Here is a 17,174-nt window from a genome sequence, read left to right as displayed (position 1 = left end):
CGTCACCGGCGCCGCACGGTCCACGAGCGCCACAACCGCGGCACTCGCACGGAACGGTACTCAGCCCCGCCCCTGTCGGCACAGTCCGGGTGCGGGGGCCCTCCCGTCCCCCCACGCTTCGTCCACAGGCCCCGCCTTTCCACGGGTCACGCGCGGAGTTTTCCACAGCGGTTGACACTGTCCGGCGGCCCGGCACACCATTGACACACACGGACCGAACGATCGGTCGGGAGTATCCCACCACAGAGACCGAGGTCAGGGGGACCGCATGGCCACAGCAGCCGCGCAGCGCACGGCCCGCCCGCAGGCGGACGGTGCCACCGCCGGGGACCCGGCGGAGTACCAGCGCGTCTTCGACGCGGCCGTGGCCGCCGACGAGCGCATCGAACCGCGCGACTGGATGCCCGACGCCTACCGCGCGACGCTGGTCCGCCAGATCGCCCAGCACGCGCACTCCGAGATCATCGGCATGCAGCCGGAGGCCAACTGGATCACCCGCGCGCCCTCCCTGCGCCGCAAGGCGATCCTGATGGCCAAGGTGCAGGACGAGGCGGGACACGGCCTGTACCTGTACAGCGCCGCCGAGACCCTCGGCACCGGCCGCGACGAACTGCTCGACAAGCTGCACAGCGGCCGCCAGAAGTACTCCTCGATCTTCAACTACCCCACGCTGACCTGGGCCGACGTCGGCGCGATCGGCTGGCTGGTGGACGGCGCCGCGATCACCAACCAGGTACCCCTGTGCCGCTGCTCCTACGGCCCCTACGCACGCGCCATGGTGCGGATCTGCAAGGAGGAGTCCTTCCACCAGCGCCAGGGCTACGAGCTGCTGCTGGCCCTGAGCAAGGGCACCCCGGAGCAGCACGCGATGGCCCAGGACGCGGTGGACCGCTGGTGGTGGCCCTCGCTGATGATGTTCGGCCCGCCCGACGACGAGTCGCAGCACTCCGCCCAGTCGATGGCCTGGAAGATCAAGCGCCATTCGAACGACGAACTGCGCCAGCGCTTCGTCGACATCTGCGTCCCCCAGGCCGAGTCCCTGGGCCTGACCCTCCCCGACCCGGACCTGACGTGGAACGAGGAGCGGGGTCACTACGACTTCGGCGCGATCGACTGGTCGGAGTTCCGGGACGTCCTCAAGGGCAACGGCCCGTGCAACGAACAGCGCCTCACCCAGCGCCGGCGCGCCCACGACGAGGGCGCGTGGGTACGGGAGGCGGCCGCGGCCTACGCGGCCAAGCACACCGGCGGCACCGGAACCACCGGTCACGACACGACGGGAGCGGAGCGAGCATGAGCACCACCGACTGGCCCCTGTGGGAGGTGTTCGTGCGCTCGCGGCGCGGCCTCTCCCACACCCACGCCGGCAGCCTGCACGCCCCCGACGCCGAGCTGGCCCTGCGCAACGCCCGCGATCTGTACACCCGGCGCGGCGAGGGCGTCTCCATCTGGGTCGTCCCGGCCGCCGCGATCACCGCCTCCTCGCCGGACGAGAAGGACCCCTTCTTCGAACCGGCCGCCGACAAGCCCTACCGCCACCCGACCTTCTACGAGATCCCGGAAGGGGTGAAGCACCTGTGACCGCCACCGGACCGGCCACCGTCCCGGTGACCGCCGCGCTCGCCCTCGGCGACGACGCCCTGGTGCTCTCCCACCGCCTCGGGGAATGGGCCGGGCACGCCCCCGTCCTGGAGGAGGAGGTCGCCCTCGCGAACATCGCCCTCGACCTGCTCGGCCAGGCCCGGGTGCTGCTGTCCCTGGCCGGCGACGAGGACGAACTGGCGTACCTGCGCGAGGAACGCGCCTTCCGCAACCTCCAGCTGGTCGAGCAGCCGAACGGCGACTTCGCCCACACCATCGCCCGCCAGCTGTACTTCTCCACTTACCAGCACCTGCTGCATGCCGAACTCGCCGCGGGCGACGGGCCGTTCGCGCCGCTCGCCGCGAAGGCGGTCAAGGAGGTCGCCTACCACCGCGACCACGCCGAGCAGTGGACCCTGCGCCTGGGCGACGGCACCGAGACCAGTCATGAGCGGATGCGGCGCGCCTGCGCCGCGCTGTGGCGGTTCACCGGGGAGATGTTCCAGCCCGTGGAGGGCCTGGACGTCGACTGGGCGGCCCTGGAGTCCCGTTGGCTGGAGTCCGTCACCGAGGTGCTCGGCCGGGCCACCCTGAGCCTCCCCGAGGGGCCCCGCACCGGGGCCTGGTCGGCGGGCGCGGGCCGGCAGGGCATTCACACCGAGTCGTTCGGGCGGATGCTCGCCGAGATGCAGCATCTGCACCGCAGCCATCCGGGGGCGTCATGGTGACCGCCACCGCCCTGGAGGCGGAGCTGCTGGAGCTGGCCGGCTCGGTCCCCGACCCCGAGCTTCCGGTGCTCACGCTGCGCGAGCTGGGCGTGGTGCGCGCGGTGCGTCTGCGCGACGCCGACACCGCCGAGGTCGAGCTGACCCCCACGTACACCGGCTGCCCGGCGATCGAGGCGATGAGCCTCGACATCGAGCGGGTCCTGCGGGAACACGGCATGCGCGAGGTCACCGTCCGCACCGTGCTCACCCCGGCCTGGTCGACCGACGACATCAGCCCCGAAGGCCGCCGCAAACTGCGGGAGTTCGGGATAGCGCCTCCGCGGGTGCGCGAGTCCTCCGGGCCCGTGCCGCTGTCCCTCGGTCCGACGCGCACCCACGCCGCCGAGACCGAACCGGTCCGCTGCCCGCACTGCGGCTCGGCCGACACCGAGCTGCTGAGCAGGTTCTCCTCGACCGCGTGCAAGGCGCTGCGCCGCTGCCTGTCCTGCCGCGAACCGTTCGACCACTTCAAGGAGTTGTGATGGCGCGCTTCCACCCGCTCCAGGTGGCCGCGGTCGACCGGCTCACCGACGACTCCGTCGCCCTCACCCTCACCGTCCCGCCCGAGCTGCGCGCGGAGTACCGCCACGCCCCCGGCCAGCACCTCGCGCTGCGGCGCCGGGTGGACGGCACGGAGGTGCGGCGCACCTACTCGATCTGCTCGCCCGCCCCCGCCCCGGATGCCGAGGGCCCCGGCAGTCTGCGGGTCGGGGTGCGGCTGGTGGAGGGCGGCGCCTTCTCCACCTACGCGCTGAAGGAGATCAACGTCGGGGACGAACTGGAGGTGATGACCCCGGCCGGCCGCTTCACCCTGGACCCGGCGCCGGGTCTGTACGCGGCGATCGTCGGCGGCAGCGGCATCACTCCGGTGCTGTCCATCGTCTCCACCCTGCTGGCGCGGGAGCCGGAGGCCCGGTTCTGCCTGATACGCGGCGACCGCACGGCCGCCTCGACGATGTTCCTGGAGGAGGTCGCCGACCTGAAGGACCGCTACCCGGAGCGGCTTCAGCTGGTGACCGTGCTCTCCCGGGAGGAACAGCAGGCGGGTCTGCCCTCCGGCCGGCTCGACGAGGGACGCCTCACCGAACTCCTGCCGCGGCTCGTGCCGTTGGAGGAGGTGGCGGGTTGGTTCCTGTGCGGGCCGTACGGACTGGTGCAGGGCGCCGAGCGGGCGCTGCGCGGGCTGGGCGTGGACCGCGCCCGGATACACGAGGAGATCTTCCACGTGGACTCCGGTCCGGCCGCGGCGGGCACCGCACCGGCGGCCGCGCACAGCACGGTCACCGCGCGGCTCGACGGCCGCGGCGGCACCTGGCCCGTGCGGGAGGGCGAGTCCCTGCTGGAGACGGTGCTGCGCAACCGTCCCGACGCGCCCTACGCCTGCAAGGGCGGGGTCTGCGGCACCTGCCGTGCCTTCCTGGTGGCGGGCGAGGTCCGGATGGACCGCAACTTCGCCCTGGAGCAGGAGGAGACGGAGGCCGGATATGTGCTGGCGTGCCAGTCGCATCCGCTGACCGAACAGGTGGAGCTGGACTTCGACCGCTGAGGAGCGACACGAGGGGGAACCGCCAAGGTTCCTTTCCGGAACAGGCCGGGGCGTCCGCCGGATGGTGCGGACGGCGCGGCATCCGCACGGCGGCTTCGGCGCGGACACCGTCCACCCCCCTGCACCGCTACCACGCCTGGGCCAAGCGCCTGGAGCCGGCGCTCGGCCCGGCGGCGGTGTACGAGGAGACGCTCGGGGGCCTGCCGGCGGCACACCCGCTCGGCTGACCCCGAGGGTGTCCTACAGCACGTGGCCCGGGCGGCCGTCGTCGGTGATCACGGGGCGGCCCGCGGCGGCCCAGGACTGCATACCGCCGTCGATGTTCACCGCGTCGATGCCCTGCTGCACCAGATACATGGTGACCTGGGCGGACCGGCCACCGGAGCGGCAGATCACATGGACGCGGCCATCCTGCGGGACGGCCTCGGTCAGCTCGCCGTAACGGGCCACGAACTCGCTCGTCGGGATGTGCAGCGCTCCCTCGGCGTGACCCGCCTGCCACTCGTCGTTCTCGCGGACGTCCAGCAGGAAGTCGCCGTCCTTGAGGTCCGTGACCCCGGCCGTGGGCACACCAGCTCCGAAATTCATGTCTCCGACGCTACCCGAAGGCGGACCCGGTTCAGTCCTGTCGGCCCCGGTTCAGTCCTGCTCCCGCAGGGCCGCCAGTTCCGCCTCCCGCTGGGCGATGTCGGCGCGCAGTTTGCCGGCGATCTCCTCCAGCAGCGCGTCGGGATCGTCCGGGGCGAGGCGGAGCATTCCGGCGATGGCGCCGTCCTCCAGTTCGCGGGCGACCAGGGTGAGCAGTTCCTTGCGCTGGGAGAGCCATTCGAGGCGGGCGTACAGCTCCTCGGCGGGGCTCGGGAGCCGCTCGGGCGGCACCGGTCCGGCCGCCCATTCCTCGGCCAGTTCCCTCAGCAGCTTCTCGTCGCCCCGGGCGTAGGCGGCGTTCACGCGGGTCAGGAACTCCTCGCGCCGCTTGCGTTCGTCCTCCTCCTGCGCCAGGTCGGGGTGGGCCTTGCGGGCCAGCTCGCGGTAGAGCTTGCGGGCCTCCTCGCCGGGCCGTACCCGCTCCGGGGGGCGTACCGCCTGGTCGGTGAGCATGGCGGCGGCCTCCGGGTAGAGGCCGTGGCCGTCCATCCAGCCGCCCAGCAGTTCCTCGACGCCGGGGATCGGCAGCACGCGGGCGCGGGCCTCCTCGGCACGGCGCACGTCCTCCGGATCGCCGGTGCGCGCGGCCTTCGCCTCGGCGATCTCGGCGTCCAGTTCCTCGATGCGCAGATAGAGCGGGCCGAGCCGCTGTTCGTGCAGCCGGGAGAAGTTCTCGACCTCGACGCGGAAGGTCTCCACGGCGATCTCGTACTCGATCAACGCCTGCTCGGCGGCACGGACGGCCCGTTCGAGCCGCTCCTCGGGACGGGGTTCGGCGGGCTGGTCAGCTTCCGGGGTGGTCACCCGCCCAGCGTAGCGCCGCGCCCCGCCCGGCCGGTTCGGCTGCTCGCCGCGGCGGGCGGACGGGTGCCGCGGCGGGCTCGCAGCGGCCGGTCGCGCGGTCCCTCCCGGCCCCGGGACCGGCCCTGTCAGACTCCCGGTTCCGCGGGGATGCGGCCCGCTCGTATCGCGGTGGTCAGGGCGGCGTGATCGGACTCGGTGAGGTCGGCGTAGGCGACGGCGAACGTGGCGATGGCCTCGTCCAGTTCGTCGTTCTTGCCGCAGTAGCCGGCGATCAGGCGGGGGTCGGCGCCGTGGGAGTGGGCGCGGGCCAGGAGGGCGCCGGTCATGCGGGCGTAGTCGTCCAGCTGGTCGGCGGCGAGGGCGGCGGGGTCGACGCTGCCCTTGCGGTTGCGGAACTGGCGTACCTGGAAGGGGCGTCCGTCGACCGTGGTCCAGCCGAGCAGGATGTCGCTGACGACCTGCATCCGCTGCTGCCCGAGGACGACCCGGCGGCCCTCGTGCTCCACCGGCGGGGTCTCGAATCCGGCGGCGGCCAGATGCGGGACCAGCGCGGAGGGGCGGGCCTCCTTCACCTGGAGCACCAGCGGATGCTCGCGGTGGTCGAGGAGCAGGACGACGTAGGACCGGGTGCCGACGCTGCCGGTGCCGACCACCCGGAAGGCCACGTCGTGCACCGCGTGCCGGGCGAGCAGCGGGTGCCGGTCCTCGGGCAGGGTCGTCAGGTACTCCGCCAGGGAGGCGGCGACGGCGGCGGCCTCGCGGTCCGGTATGCGGCGCAGCACCGGAGACGCGTCGACGAAGCGGCGCCCGCCGTCCTCGTGCGCCTCGATCGACTTTGCCGCGAACCGGCCGCTGGTGTTGGCCCGCGCCTTCTCCGAGACCCGTTCCAGGGTGCCGAGCAGATCGTGGGCGTCGGCGTGGGAGACCAGGTCCTCGTCCGCGATGGCGTTCCACGCGTCCAGCACCGGCAGTTTCGCCAGCAGCCGCATGGTGTGGCGGTAGGCCCCGACCGCGTCCCGCGCCGCGGCGCGGCAGGTGTCCTCGTCGGCGCCGGTCTCGCGGCCGGCCAGCACGAGCGAGGCCGCGAGCCGCTTCAGATCCCATTCCCAGGGGCCGTGCACGGTCTCGTCGAAGTCGTTCAGGTCGATGACGAGACCACCGCGGGCGTCGCCGTACAGACCGAAGTTGGCGGCGTGCGCGTCACCGCATATCTGGGTGCCGATCCGGGTCATGGGGGTGCGTGCCAGGTCGTGCGCCATGAGCCCGGCCGCGCCTCGCAGGAAGGCGAAGGGGGTGGCCGCCATCCGGCCCACCCGGATCGCGGTCAGCTCCGGTATCCGGCCGGTGTTGGACTCCTCGACGGCACGCACCGCGTCGGGACGGGTGGCGTCCAGTTCGAGGAAGCGATGGGCGCGGCGCGGCACGCTCGACCGCAGCGCCTTGCCCTCTTTCCTGGGCGAGCCCTGCGGAGGCCACTGGGCGAACCCCCGCACCGCCGGCAGCCTGTGCCCACCACGCGTCTTCCGCCCCGGCTCACCCGCACCGCTCCCGGCCACGGCCACCGCCTCCCCCGTACGCATCGAGACGAACATCAACTCGGGGAGACCGTACAGCCGGTGACGGGATCCGCGTCAGCGCCTGTGGACAACTCGGCGGTTGTGGACGACCGGGCCGTTGTGGACGATCCGACGGCATGGAGGTGTCCACCGCCCGAAGCGGCCCGATCTCGGACAACTCGTCCAGGCCGCAGTCGAGTTCATCGCCCCCTCGCGCCCTCCGCGGCCCCCTCGGTGGCATCCTCTGCCACCCCCTCGGTGGCACCCTTCGCCGCGCCGGCCGTCGTGTCCTCCCTCGCTCCCTCCCCCGTCTCCCCGCCCAGGTTCTCCGCCAGCCGGAACAGCGCGGGCAGGGCGTTCCCGATGGCCGTGCGGGAGTCGTCGTCGAGCGCGGCGAGGGCGGCGTCGATGCGGCGTTCGTGGGCGGTGTTCCAGGCCGCGAGCTTCTCGCGGCCGGCGTCGGTGAGGGTGACCACCGAGGCGCGGCGGTCGGCGGAGTCGACGTCGCGCGCGACCAGCCCGGCGGTGATCATCTGGCCGATCAGCCCGCTGACGGTGCTCGGCGCCAGGCGCCGCCGGGCGGCCAGGTCGCTGATCCGGGCGGGAGAGTGCTCGCCCAGCACCTGGAGCAGTTCGACCTGCGCCATGGGAAGGGTCTCCCACGGGTAGTCGGTGCGGATCGAGGAACGCAGCGCGCGGCGCAGCCGGGTGACGGCCTCGGTGAGCAGACGGGCCTCGGGCGCACGGGCGGCGGGGCCGGGCGCGGAGACGTCGGGGCGTGGCTGCGCGGACATGCGGAAAGCCTAGCCGGGCCCCACCGGGAAACGGCCGGCCCGCTGAACCGGGAACCCGTCCCCGGCCCCCGCGCCACCGGCCCACGAATCCACCCTTCGTTCCCGGACCCCGGCCCAGCCACCGCCCCGCGAACACGGCCCCCGCGCCCGGCACCACCGGCCCGCGAACACGGCCACCATCCCCGGCCTCGGTCCCGGCCCCGTGGCCCAGCCACCAGCCCACGAATCCGGCCCTCGGTCCGCGAACGTGACCCCTGCCCCCCCCGGTCTCCAGCCCGGCCGCAGCCCCGTGAATCCGTCCCGTCCCCGGGCCCCGGCCCCCGAATCCGCCCGTTCCCGGACCCCGGCCCATGAACCCACCCCCGTCACTGGGCTCCGGTCCGCTCTCTCACGAGCCTGCCCTCTCCCGCGGACTCTCCCCCTTGGGGCCGGCCCAGGCCGCCCACACCGCGACCAGTGACGCGCCCACCAGCACCACCGCGGACCAGCGCAGCCCGGCCCGGAGGGCGCTGTCGCTGCCGGTTCCCGACAGTTGCAGGGCCAGCGTCACCAGGGCGACGCCGAGCGCGGTGCCGAGCCCCCGGGTCATGTTGACCAGCCCCCCGCCCGTGCCGGAGGACCGCGCCGGTATCGCGCCCATGATCAGGGCGTTGTTGGCCGGGGTGAACAGTCCGAGCCCCAGCCCGGTCACCGCCAGCAGCGGCACCAGCGGGCCGACGGACGGCGGGACGAGCAGCAGTCCGGCCATCGCCAGGGTGAACACACCGGCACCGGCCAGACAGCGGGTCCGGTCGGCGAGGCCGCACGGCAGCAGCCGGTCGCCGCCGGTCGCGGCCAACGCGAACCCGGCCGGCAGGGCGGTGAGCACCAGCCCGGCGGTCAGCTCGGACACGCCCCGCGCGGTGAGCACGACCGGTACCAGCACCAGCGGCCCGAACAGCACCAGATAGCCGCTCAGCGCGCCCACCAGCCCGTACGTCACGGCCCGTACGCGCAGCAGGGCCAGGTCCAGCAGCGGCGCGGCCGCCCGTCGCTGGCGCCGGACGAAGGCCGGACCGGCGCAGGCCGCCAGCGCGAACAGCACGGCCACGCCCCAGCCGGGCACCGGCAGCCCGGAGGCCGCGGAGACGCCCAGCAGGGCACTGGTGGTCGCGGTCGCCAGCAACAGGAGCCCAGGCCAGTCGAAGTGGGTGACCCGGGTCCTGGCCCGGGTGCGGGGCAGCAGATAGTGCCCGCCGACCAGGGCGATCACGCCGACGGGCACATTCACCCAGAACACCCAGCGCCAGCCCAGCGTCGCCACCAGGGCCCCGCCGACGGTCGGCCCCAGCGCAAGCCCGAGGGCCTGCGCGGCGGCCTGCACCCCGAGGGCGCTGCGCATCCGCTCGCGCGGCGCGCTGGTGGTGACCAGGGCCACACTGTTGGCCTGCATCATGGCCGCCCCGGCCGCCTGGACCACGCGGAACACCACGAGTGCGGTCAGTGAGGGGGCGAAGCCGCAGGCGGCGGAGGCCAGCGTGAAGACGGCGAAACCGTAGAGGTAGAGGAGCTTGCGGCCATGGGCGTCGGCCAGCCGCCCGGCGGGCACCAGCAACGCCACCAGGGCCAGCAGATAGGCCAGCGAGACCCACTCGACGGCGGCCAGCGAGGCGTGGAAGCCGGAGCGCAGACCGCCGTAGGTGAGCGTGACGATGCTGGCGTCCAGCTGTCCCATGAAGGCGCCGAAGCACACCGTGGCCACGGCCAGCCACCAGCCGTTCGGCCGTGCCCGTACCGACTCGGGGCGCGGCCGCTCCACAGTGAGCAGCACGAGCCCGCGCCGTCCGGACGCACGCGGTCGGGTGTCGGTGGCCATGCCTCCAGATTACATCGGTCACCGAAATACTTGGCCAGCGTTCTATTCGGCCCCTACGCCCCGGGCCGCACCCACCCTCACGTCCCGCACCGCACCCGACCCCCGCACCGACCCTTACGACAGCCCGGCCCGTCCATGCGGCAGACCTGCCGGAGACGCCCCGGCCTCGCCCGCCGCGCCAACTGGGTTACGGCCTACCCGGTGTTGCCCTCGCCCGGAGCGAGCGTGCCGATGGGACGACCCCCAATCAGCCTCGCCCCGGCGGGTGTTGTCCGCGGAGGACACGTCGCGGCTCCGAAGAGGCGCATGCGACCACCGGCCCCTTGAGAGCTTCCTCACACACACGCGCGCCCACCCCGCACCTCGCGTGAGATCGCGTTGGAACACCGGGGGATGGCCCGGAGATGGCTCGGAGAAGATCCGGGCGAATGCGGGCAGGGGCCCGGACAACAGCCGTAGAAAGAGGAATGGGCGGCATCGCCGTTGCGATGCCGCCCATTCTCACTGTGCGCGAGGGGGGAGTTGAACCCCCACGCCCTTTCGGGCACTGGAACCTGAATCCAGCGCGTCTGCCTATTCCGCCACCCGCGCATTGGGTGTGTCTTCCGGTTCCTTCCCTTTCGGGCTGGCCCCTTCCGACATGCAGAACATTAGCACGTCGTACGGGGTGGGTTCACATCCCTACTTCCCGGCCCGGATCAGCCGGGGCTTCCCGGCCCGGAACAGCCGGGGTCCGCCATGCCGTCCGCGCCACCCGGCCACCACCCGTGCCCCGGCGGCCGGGTGGCCGTCGCCCCATCCGGCACCCCACCCGTCGCCCCACCACGTCGTCCCCGATCGCCACCCCCCTCCACCCCACCGCTCCGCACCACGGCTCCACATCAACCTCCGACGCCCCGCGCCTCCCCGATCCCCCGATCCCTCGGTCCCCCGACCACCTCCGATCGCCCCCCGACCCCTCGCCCCCACCGCGACCACCCCACCGCGACCACCTCACCGGGACCACCCACCCCGCCGCCACCGTGACCGTCCCCACACCCGTGACCATCCGCACAGCGCCGCGCCTCTCCGGCGCGTATGAAGGAGAGCCGGTTCACGTGGTGGTTCTCGTATCAAGGAGACCTGGTTCACGTATCAACCTCGTACCGGTCCCGGCCATCTCCCCAGGAGGCGGGCCGGGAGCGAGGCCGGGTGCGGGACACTGGTGCTCGGCCGCCTCTACGATCCATGCCGGGAAGGGTTCCCGCGCGCTGGTCCGGGGAGGAGTTCGAAGCGGACCGGCTGGGGGAACCGGCTGTTTGCCGGGGGCGTGGATACGATCAGTAAGCAGTACCGGAAGCAGTACCGGCGGTACCCGGCAAGGCAACGCACACAGCAGTACACAGAGCAGGGCAAGGAAACGGCAAAGGACGGAGGAGGTGCCCCATGGGAGTCCTGAAGAAGTTCGAGCAGCGTCTCGAAGGTCTGGTGAACGGCACCTTCGCCAAGGTCTTCAAGTCCGAGGTCCAGCCTGTGGAGATCGCCGGCGCGCTGCAGCGCGAGTGCGACAACAACGCCACGATCTGGAACCGCGACCGCACCGTCGTACCGAACGACTTCATCGTGGAGCTCAGCGCGCCCGACTACGAGCGCCTCAGCCCCTACTCCGGCCAGCTCGGCGACGAGCTGGCCGGCATGGTGCGTGACTACGCGAAGCAGCAGCGCTACACCTTCATGGGCCCGATCAAGGTCAACCTGGAGAAGGCCGACGACCTGGACACCGGGCTGTACCGGGTGCGCTCGCGCACCCTCGCCTCCTCCAGCGACCAGCAGGCCGCGGCGCCCGGGCCGGCCCAGGCGGCGCCGAGCCCCGCGGCACCGGCCGCCGGACGCCCCGGTCAGGGCGGGTACGGCTACCCGCCCGCCGGCGTCCCCCCGATGCCCTCCGCCCCGCCGCCCGGCGCCCGCCCCGGCGGCTACGGCTACCCGCAGCCCGCCACCCAGCGTCCCGCGGCCGCCCCGATGAGCGGCGGGCGCACCCGCTACTGGATCGAGATCAACGGCACCCGCCACCAGATCTCCCGGCCGACCCTGGTGCTGGGCCGCAGCACCGAGGCCGACGTGCGGATCGACGACCCCGGCGTCTCCCGCCGGCACTGCGAGATCCGGACCGGAACGCCCTCGACGATCCAGGATCTCGGCTCCACCAACGGCATCGTGGTGGACGGGCAGCACACCACCCGCGCTACGCTCCGCGACGGCTCGCGGATCGTCGTGGGCAGCACCACCGTTATCTATAGGCAAGCCGAAGGGTGAAGCGGGGGCAATGTCAGAGCTGACCCTCACGGTCATGCGGCTGGGTTTCCTGGCCGTACTGTGGCTGTTCGTGATCGTGGCCGTGCAGGTCATCCGCAGCGACCTGTTCGGTACGCGCGTCACCCAGCGCGGATCGCGTAGGGACACCGGGCGGGCCCAGCCCGCCGCCGGCCGGGCGGCGGCCCGGCAGCAGCAGGCCGCTCCCCCGCAGCAGCGCGGCCAGCAGAGCGGCGGCGGCCGGCGCGGGCGCAACGCTCCCAGCAAGCTGGTCGTGACCGAAGGCACGCTGACCGGCACCACCGTCGCGCTTCAGGGCCAGACGATCACCCTGGGCCGTGCGCACGACTCCACCATCGTGCTGGACGACGACTACGCCTCCAGCCGTCATGCCAGGATCTACCCGGACCAGGGCGGCCAGTGGATCGTCGAGGACCTCGGGTCGACCAACGGCACCTACCTGGAGCGGTCCCGGCTGACGACCCCCACACCGATCCCGCTGGGCGCGCCGATCCGCATCGGCAAGACCGTCATCGAGCTGCGGAAGTAGTGCTACATCATGAGTGAGCGCGAGCGGAGCGAGCACGCAGCGGCGGACCGCCGTCCGGTCCCCGGTGCGCTCCCGACCGGAGGGTGGGCAGTGTGGCTCGACACGACCGGCTGCATTCGGAGCCGACGGGCGAGGTGCGCATGAGTCTGTCACTGCGCTTTGCCGCCGGTTCGCACAAGGGCATGATCCGCGAGGGCAACGAGGACTCCGGTTACGCCGGCACCCGCCTGCTGGCGATCGCCGACGGCATGGGCGGCCAGGCGGCCGGCGAGGTCGCCTCCTCCGAGGTCATCTCCAGCCTGGTCACGCTCGACGACGACGTGCCCGGCTCCGACATCCTCACCTCCCTCGGCGTGGCCGTGCAGCGCGCCAACGACCAGCTGCGCTCCATGGTCGAGGAGGACCCCCAGCTGGAGGGCATGGGGACCACGCTCACCGCGCTGCTGTGGACCGGGCAGCGGCTCGGTCTGGTGCACGTCGGCGACTCGCGCGCCTACCTGCTGCGGGACGGAGTGCTCACGCAGATCACCCAGGACCACACCTGGGTGCAGCGGCTCGTGGACGAGGGCCGGATCACCGAGGAGGAGGCGACGACGCATCCGCAGCGCTCCCTGCTGATGCGCGCCCTCGGCAGCGGCGACCACGTCGAGCCCGACCTGTCCATCCGCGAGGTCCGCGCCGGCGACCGCTATCTGATCTGCTCCGACGGCCTGTCCGGCGTCGTCTCCCACCAGACGATGGAGGAGACCCTCGCCAGCTACCAGGGCCCGCAGGAGACGGTGCAGGAGCTGATCCAGCTCGCGCTGCGCGGCGGCGGCCCGGACAACATCACCGTGATCGTGGCCGACGTCCTCGACCTGGACACCGGCGACACCCTCGCGGGCCAGCTGTCCGACCAGCCGGTCGTGGTCGGCGCGGTCGCCGAGAACCAGCTCCACCTGCACGACAACGGCATCATGCAGACCCCGGCCGGGCGCGCCTCCCACCTCGGCAGGCAGGGCCACGGCGGCGGCGAGTTCGGCCCGCCCGGCTCCGGCGACAGCGCCGGCTACGCCCCGTCGGGCAGCTTCGACGAGTACGCCGACGGCGACTTCACCAAGCCCCGCAAAGGCCGCAGATGGCTGAAGGCATCGCTCTACAGCGCCCTGGCCCTCGCGGTCGTCGGCGGCGGACTGTACGGCGGCTACCGCTGGACGCAGACGCAGTACTACGTCGGCGCCAACGAGGAGCACGTCGCGCTGTACCGCGGGATCAGCCAGGACCTGGCCTGGGTGTCGCTGTCGAAGATCGAGAAGGACCACCCGGAGATCGAACTCAAGTACCTGCCGTCGTACCAGCAGAAGCAGGTGAAGGCGACGATCGCCGAGGGCGGCCTCAAGGACGCCCAGTCGAAGATCCAGGAGCTGTCCGTGCAGGCCTCCGCCTGCAAGAAGGAGTCCGAGCGGCAGGATGCCGAGCGCACCCAGCCGGGCAAGCCGCACACGGGCAAGACCGCCGGCGGCGCCGGGACCGGTACGGGCACCGTGAGCCGTGCCGCCTTCACCCGGACGACCGCGACCACGAACCCGAAGGCGACCGCGACCTCCCCGGCAGCCCCGGGATCCTCGAAGTCTTCGACCACGACCCCGTCCGCGACCCCCAGCCCCGGCCCCACCCTCTCGGAGGATGAGCAGAAGGTCGTCTCGCTGTGCGGTAAGCAGTAGGCAAGCCGTGAGAGGCCCTGTCACACGATGAGCAGTACGACTAACTCGCCGACGCACCACACGTCCACCATCGGCGCGATCGGCGCGCCGAGCCGCCGCAACACCGAGCTGGCCCTGCTGATCTTCGCGGTGCTCATCCCGGTGTTCGCCTACGCCAACGTGGGCCTGGCCATCGACAACCAGGTGCCCGCCGGGCTGCTGAGCTACGGCCTGGGCCTCGGCCTGCTGGCCGGCGTGGCCCATCTCGTCGTACGGAAGTTCGCGCCGTACGCCGACCCGCTGCTGCTGCCGCTGGCCACCCTGCTCAACGGGCTCGGTCTGGTCTGCATCTGGCGGCTCGACCAGTCCAAGGCGCTCCAGCAGATCCACGTCGCGGGCGGCAAGGCGACCAACCAGCTCATGTACACAGCCATGGGCATCGCCCTGTTCGTGGCCGTCCTGTACTTCCTCAAGGACCACCGCGCGTTCCAGCGCTACACCTACATCTCCATGGTGGCGGCGCTGCTCCTGCTGCTGCTCCCGCTGGTCCCGGGCCTCGGTCTGAACGTCTACGGCGCCAAGATCTGGATCTCGGTCGGCGGCTTCACCATCCAGCCCGGCGAGTTCGCGAAGATCGTGCTGGCGATCTTCTTCGCCGGCTACCTGATGGTGAAGCGGGACGCGCTGGCCCTCGCCAGCCGCCGCTTCATGGGCCTCTACCTGCCCCGCGGCCGCGACCTCGGCCCGATCCTCGTGGTCTGGGCGATGTCCATCCTGATCCTGGTCTTCGAGACCGACCTCGGTACGTCGCTGCTGTTCTTCGGCATGTTCGTGATCATGCTGTACGTCGCCACCGAGCGGACCAGCTGGATCGTCTTCGGTCTGCTGATGTCCGGGGCCGGCGCGGTCGGCGTGGCGAGCTTCGAGCCCCACGTGAAGATGCGTGTGCAGGCCTGGCTCGACCCGCTGAAGGAGTACAAGCTCTCCCAGCAGGGCGTCGGCGGCCACTCCGAGCAGGCCATGCAGGCGCTGTGGGCCTTCGGTTCCGGCGGCACCCTCGGCACCGGCTGGGGCCAGGGCCACTCGGAGCTGATCAAGTTCGCCGCCAACTCCGACTTCATCCTCGCCACCTTCGGCGAGGAACTGGGCCTGGCGGGCATCATGGCGATCCTGCTGATCTACGGCCTGATCGCGGAACGCGGCGTGCGCACCGCCCTCGCCGCCCGCGACCCGTTCGGCAAGCTGCTGGCCATCGGCCTGTCCGGCGCCTTCGCGCTCCAGGTGTTCGTCGTGGCCGGCGGTGTGATGGGCCTCATCCCGCTCACCGGTATGACCATGCCGTTCCTCGCGTACGGCGGTTCCTCCGTGATCGCCAACTGGGCGCTGATCGGCGTCCTGATCCGCATCAGCGACACCGCCCGCCGCCCGGCGCCCGCCCCCGCAGCCAACCCCGACGCCGAGATGACCCAGGTGGTCCGCCCGTCATGAACAAGCCCCTGCGCCGGATCGCCATCTTCTGCGGTCTGCTGATCCTGGCCCTGCTCGTCCGCGACAACTACCTCCAGTACGTCAAGGCGGACAGCCTGCGCACCGACACGCTCAACCGGCGGGTCGCCATCGAGCGGTACGCCGCGCCGCGCGGCGACATCATCGTGGACGGCAACCCGATCACCGGCTCGACCGAGGTCAAGCACGGCGACTTCAAATACAAGCGCACCTACAAGGACGGGCCCATGTGGGCCCCGGTGACCGGCTACTCCTCCCAGGCCTTCGGCGGCACCCAGCTGGAGAACCTGGACGACGACATCCTCACCGGCAACGACGACCGGCTCTTCTTCCGCAACACCCTGGACATGATCACGGGCAAGCCGAAGCAGGGCGGCAACGTCGTCACCACCCTCAACGGCGCCGCGCAGAAGGCCGCGTACGACGGTCTCAAGAAGCAGGGCGGCAAGGGCGCGGTCGTCGCGCTGGAGCCGTCCACCGGCAAGATCCTGGCGCTGGCCTCCTTCCCGTCGTACGACCCCTCGTCCTTCGCGGGCAACACCGACGCGGACGCCGCGGCCAGGAACAAGCTGCTGAAGGAGAACAACCCGGCCGACCCGACGCTCAACCGGGCGTTGCGCGAGACCTACCCGCCGGGCTCGACCTTCAAGGTGGTCACCGCCGCGGCGGCGCTGGAGAACGGCAAGTACACCTCCGCGGACCAGCCGACCGACTCCCCGCTGCCCTGGATCATGCCGGGCACCACGCGGCCGCTGCCCAACGAGGGCAACCTGCCCTGCAAGAACGCCACCATGCGGGTCGCGCTCCAGTACTCCTGCAACACCGTCTTCGGCAAGATCGGCGCCGACCTCGGCAATGACAAGATGCTGGAGGAGGCGAAGAAGTTCGGCTTCGACGCGGAGCAGTTCACCCCGGTGCGCTCCAACGCCTCGGTGTTCTCCAAGGACATGAACACCTCGCAGACCGCGCTGTCCTCCATCGGCCAGTACAACACCGCCGCCACCCCGCTCCAGATGGCCATGGTCGCCTCGGCGGTCGCCAACGACGGCAAGCTGATGAAGCCGTACATGGTGGACGAGCTGGAGGCCTCCAACCTCGACCCGGTGGAGAAGACCAAGCCGCAGGAGATGAGCCGGCCGCTGTCGCCGCAGAACGCGCAGATCCTCCAGTCGATGATGGAGACCGTGGTCGACAAGGGCACCGGTACCAGTGCCAAGATCCCCGGCGTCGTCGTCGGCGGCAAGACCGGTACCGCCCAGCACGGTGTGGCCAACAGCGCCAACCCGTACGCGTGGTTCATCTCCTACGCCAAGCTCCCCGACGGCAGCTCCCCGGTGGCCGTGGCCGTGGTGATCGAGGACGACCAGGCCAACCGTGACGACATCTCCGGCGGCGGCCTGGCCGCGCCGATCGCGAAGAACGTGATGGAGGCGGTCATCAACTCCAAGAAGTGACCCCCATCACAGCGCCTTCACATCGACGCACGTTGCGATACCGGTCCGATATCGGGTTCCGGACTTGGCCAGGTCATACAAAGGGAGCCGGGTACCGTAGGCCCGGACGGCAGCCTCGGCGCACAGCGATGTGTCGGCC

15 protein-coding genes, 1 tRNA gene and 1 pseudogene are annotated in these 17,174 nt (G+C 71.9%); 11 read left to right on the top strand and 6 right to left on the bottom strand.

The window, feature by feature from the left end:
- Positions 1 to 268: 268 nt before the first annotated feature.
- The 6 genes and pseudogenes from paaA to HZZ00_RS38155 form a co-directional block, all read left to right on the top strand.
- Positions 269 to 1,297 (top strand): 1,2-phenylacetyl-CoA epoxidase subunit PaaA, encoded by a 1,029-nt coding sequence (gene paaA, locus HZZ00_RS00250; protein WP_180330336.1) that lies wholly within the window; start codon positions 269 to 271, stop codon positions 1,295 to 1,297.
- Positions 1,294 to 1,581, top strand: coding sequence for a 1,2-phenylacetyl-CoA epoxidase subunit PaaB (gene paaB, locus HZZ00_RS00245; protein ID WP_014673816.1), 288 nt, complete (start codon positions 1,294 to 1,296; stop codon positions 1,579 to 1,581). Before paaA ends, paaB begins: the two co-directional genes overlap by 4 nt.
- Positions 1,578 to 2,309, top strand: a complete 732-nt coding sequence (paaC, locus tag HZZ00_RS00240; protein WP_180330337.1) for a 1,2-phenylacetyl-CoA epoxidase subunit PaaC — start codon at positions 1,578 to 1,580, stop codon at positions 2,307 to 2,309. Before paaB ends, paaC begins: the two co-directional genes overlap by 4 nt.
- Complete coding sequence (paaD, locus tag HZZ00_RS00235) at positions 2,303 to 2,830, top strand: 1,2-phenylacetyl-CoA epoxidase subunit PaaD (protein ID WP_180330338.1); 528 nt, start codon at positions 2,303 to 2,305, stop codon at positions 2,828 to 2,830. Before paaC ends, paaD begins: the two co-directional genes overlap by 7 nt.
- Entirely contained in the window at positions 2,830 to 3,894 is a 1,065-nt protein-coding gene (gene paaE / locus HZZ00_RS00230) for a 1,2-phenylacetyl-CoA epoxidase subunit PaaE (RefSeq protein ID WP_180330339.1), read from the top strand. The genes paaD and paaE overlap by 1 nt, the downstream gene beginning before the upstream one ends.
- Positions 3,895 to 3,943: 49 nt before the next feature.
- Positions 3,944 to 4,121 (top strand): annotated as a pseudogene (locus tag HZZ00_RS38155) (acyl-CoA dehydrogenase); the annotation flags it as partial.
- 13 nt (positions 4,122 to 4,134) lie between these two features.
- Here HZZ00_RS38155 and HZZ00_RS00225 read toward each other — a convergent pair.
- The 6 genes from HZZ00_RS00225 to HZZ00_RS00200 all read right to left on the bottom strand — a co-directional run bounded on the left by HZZ00_RS00225 (position 4,135) and on the right by HZZ00_RS00200 (position 10,142).
- Positions 4,135 to 4,464: a rhodanese-like domain-containing protein gene (locus HZZ00_RS00225; protein ID WP_070024410.1), complete on the bottom strand. Its 330-nt coding sequence runs from the start codon at positions 4,462 to 4,464 to the stop codon at positions 4,135 to 4,137.
- Between the two features lie 69 nt (positions 4,465 to 4,533).
- Complete coding sequence (locus HZZ00_RS00220; protein WP_180330340.1) at positions 4,534 to 5,346, bottom strand: hypothetical protein; 813 nt, start codon at positions 5,344 to 5,346, stop codon at positions 4,534 to 4,536.
- Positions 5,347 to 5,471: 125 nt separating this feature from the next.
- Entirely contained in the window at positions 5,472 to 6,938 is a 1,467-nt protein-coding gene (locus HZZ00_RS00215) for a DUF2252 domain-containing protein (protein WP_180330341.1), read from the bottom strand.
- 164 nt (positions 6,939 to 7,102) lie between these two features.
- Positions 7,103 to 7,696 carry a MarR family winged helix-turn-helix transcriptional regulator gene (locus HZZ00_RS00210; protein ID WP_257585577.1) on the bottom strand — a complete coding sequence of 198 codons (594 nt, stop codon included), beginning with the start codon at positions 7,694 to 7,696 and terminating at the stop codon, positions 7,103 to 7,105.
- 388 nt (positions 7,697 to 8,084) lie between these two features.
- On the bottom strand, positions 8,085 to 9,551 hold the full coding sequence (locus tag HZZ00_RS00205) for an MFS transporter (RefSeq protein WP_180330342.1): 1,467 nt from the start codon (positions 9,549 to 9,551) through the stop codon (positions 8,085 to 8,087).
- Between the two features lie 507 nt (positions 9,552 to 10,058).
- Positions 10,059 to 10,142 (bottom strand) — tRNA-Leu (locus HZZ00_RS00200).
- 834 nt (positions 10,143 to 10,976) lie between these two features.
- Here HZZ00_RS00200 and HZZ00_RS00195 point away from each other — a divergent pair.
- From HZZ00_RS00195 to HZZ00_RS00175, 5 genes are all read left to right on the top strand, one after another.
- Complete coding sequence (locus tag HZZ00_RS00195) at positions 10,977 to 11,846, top strand: DUF3662 and FHA domain-containing protein (protein WP_180330343.1); 870 nt, start codon at positions 10,977 to 10,979, stop codon at positions 11,844 to 11,846.
- A 10-nt stretch (positions 11,847 to 11,856) separates the two neighbouring features.
- Positions 11,857 to 12,393 carry an FHA domain-containing protein gene (locus tag HZZ00_RS00190; RefSeq protein ID WP_180330344.1) on the top strand — a complete coding sequence of 179 codons (537 nt, stop codon included), beginning with the start codon at positions 11,857 to 11,859 and terminating at the stop codon, positions 12,391 to 12,393.
- Between the two features lie 140 nt (positions 12,394 to 12,533).
- Positions 12,534 to 14,096, top strand: coding sequence for a Stp1/IreP family PP2C-type Ser/Thr phosphatase (locus HZZ00_RS00185; protein ID WP_180330345.1), 1,563 nt, complete (start codon positions 12,534 to 12,536; stop codon positions 14,094 to 14,096).
- Positions 14,097 to 14,123: 27 nt separating this feature from the next.
- Positions 14,124 to 15,563: an FtsW/RodA/SpoVE family cell cycle protein gene (locus tag HZZ00_RS00180; protein ID WP_180330346.1), complete on the top strand. Its 1,440-nt coding sequence runs from the start codon at positions 14,124 to 14,126 to the stop codon at positions 15,561 to 15,563.
- Positions 15,560 to 17,035 (top strand): penicillin-binding protein 2, encoded by a 1,476-nt coding sequence (locus HZZ00_RS00175; protein ID WP_180330347.1) that lies wholly within the window; start codon positions 15,560 to 15,562, stop codon positions 17,033 to 17,035. The genes HZZ00_RS00180 and HZZ00_RS00175 overlap by 4 nt, the downstream gene beginning before the upstream one ends.
- Positions 17,036 to 17,174: the final 139 nt, after the last annotated feature.

The organism is Streptomyces sp. NEAU-sy36, from assembly GCF_013423905.1.
In the GTDB taxonomy this organism is placed as follows: Bacteria; Actinomycetota; Actinomycetes; order Streptomycetales; family Streptomycetaceae; genus Streptomyces; species Streptomyces misionensis.
This window is presented reverse-complemented; position numbering and strand designations above follow the sequence as displayed.

Bases quoted from the DNA above. Each gene is read 5' to 3' on its own strand.
- HZZ00_RS00210 (WP_257585577.1), bottom strand. From the start codon at position 7,696: ATGTCCGCGCAGCCACGCCCCGACGTCTCCGCGCCCGGCCCCGCCGCC.
- HZZ00_RS00190 (WP_180330344.1), top strand. From the start codon at position 11,857: ATGTCAGAGCTGACCCTCACGGTCATGCGGCTGGGTTTCCTGGCCGTA.
- paaE (WP_180330339.1), top strand. From the start codon at position 2,830: ATGGCGCGCTTCCACCCGCTCCAGGTGGCCGCGGTCGACCGGCTCACC.
- HZZ00_RS00185 (WP_180330345.1), top strand. From the start codon at position 12,534: ATGAGTCTGTCACTGCGCTTTGCCGCCGGTTCGCACAAGGGCATGATC.
- paaD (WP_180330338.1), top strand. From the start codon at position 2,303: ATGGTGACCGCCACCGCCCTGGAGGCGGAGCTGCTGGAGCTGGCCGGC.
- paaB (WP_014673816.1), top strand. From the start codon at position 1,294: ATGAGCACCACCGACTGGCCCCTGTGGGAGGTGTTCGTGCGCTCGCGG.
- HZZ00_RS00205 (WP_180330342.1), bottom strand. From the start codon at position 9,551: ATGGCCACCGACACCCGACCGCGTGCGTCCGGACGGCGCGGGCTCGTG.
- HZZ00_RS00195 (WP_180330343.1), top strand. From the start codon at position 10,977: ATGGGAGTCCTGAAGAAGTTCGAGCAGCGTCTCGAAGGTCTGGTGAAC.
- HZZ00_RS00175 (WP_180330347.1), top strand. From the start codon at position 15,560: ATGAACAAGCCCCTGCGCCGGATCGCCATCTTCTGCGGTCTGCTGATC.
- paaA (WP_180330336.1), top strand. From the start codon at position 269: ATGGCCACAGCAGCCGCGCAGCGCACGGCCCGCCCGCAGGCGGACGGT.
- HZZ00_RS00215 (WP_180330341.1), bottom strand. From the start codon at position 6,938: ATGTTCGTCTCGATGCGTACGGGGGAGGCGGTGGCCGTGGCCGGGAGC.
- HZZ00_RS00180 (WP_180330346.1), top strand. From the start codon at position 14,124: ATGAGCAGTACGACTAACTCGCCGACGCACCACACGTCCACCATCGGC.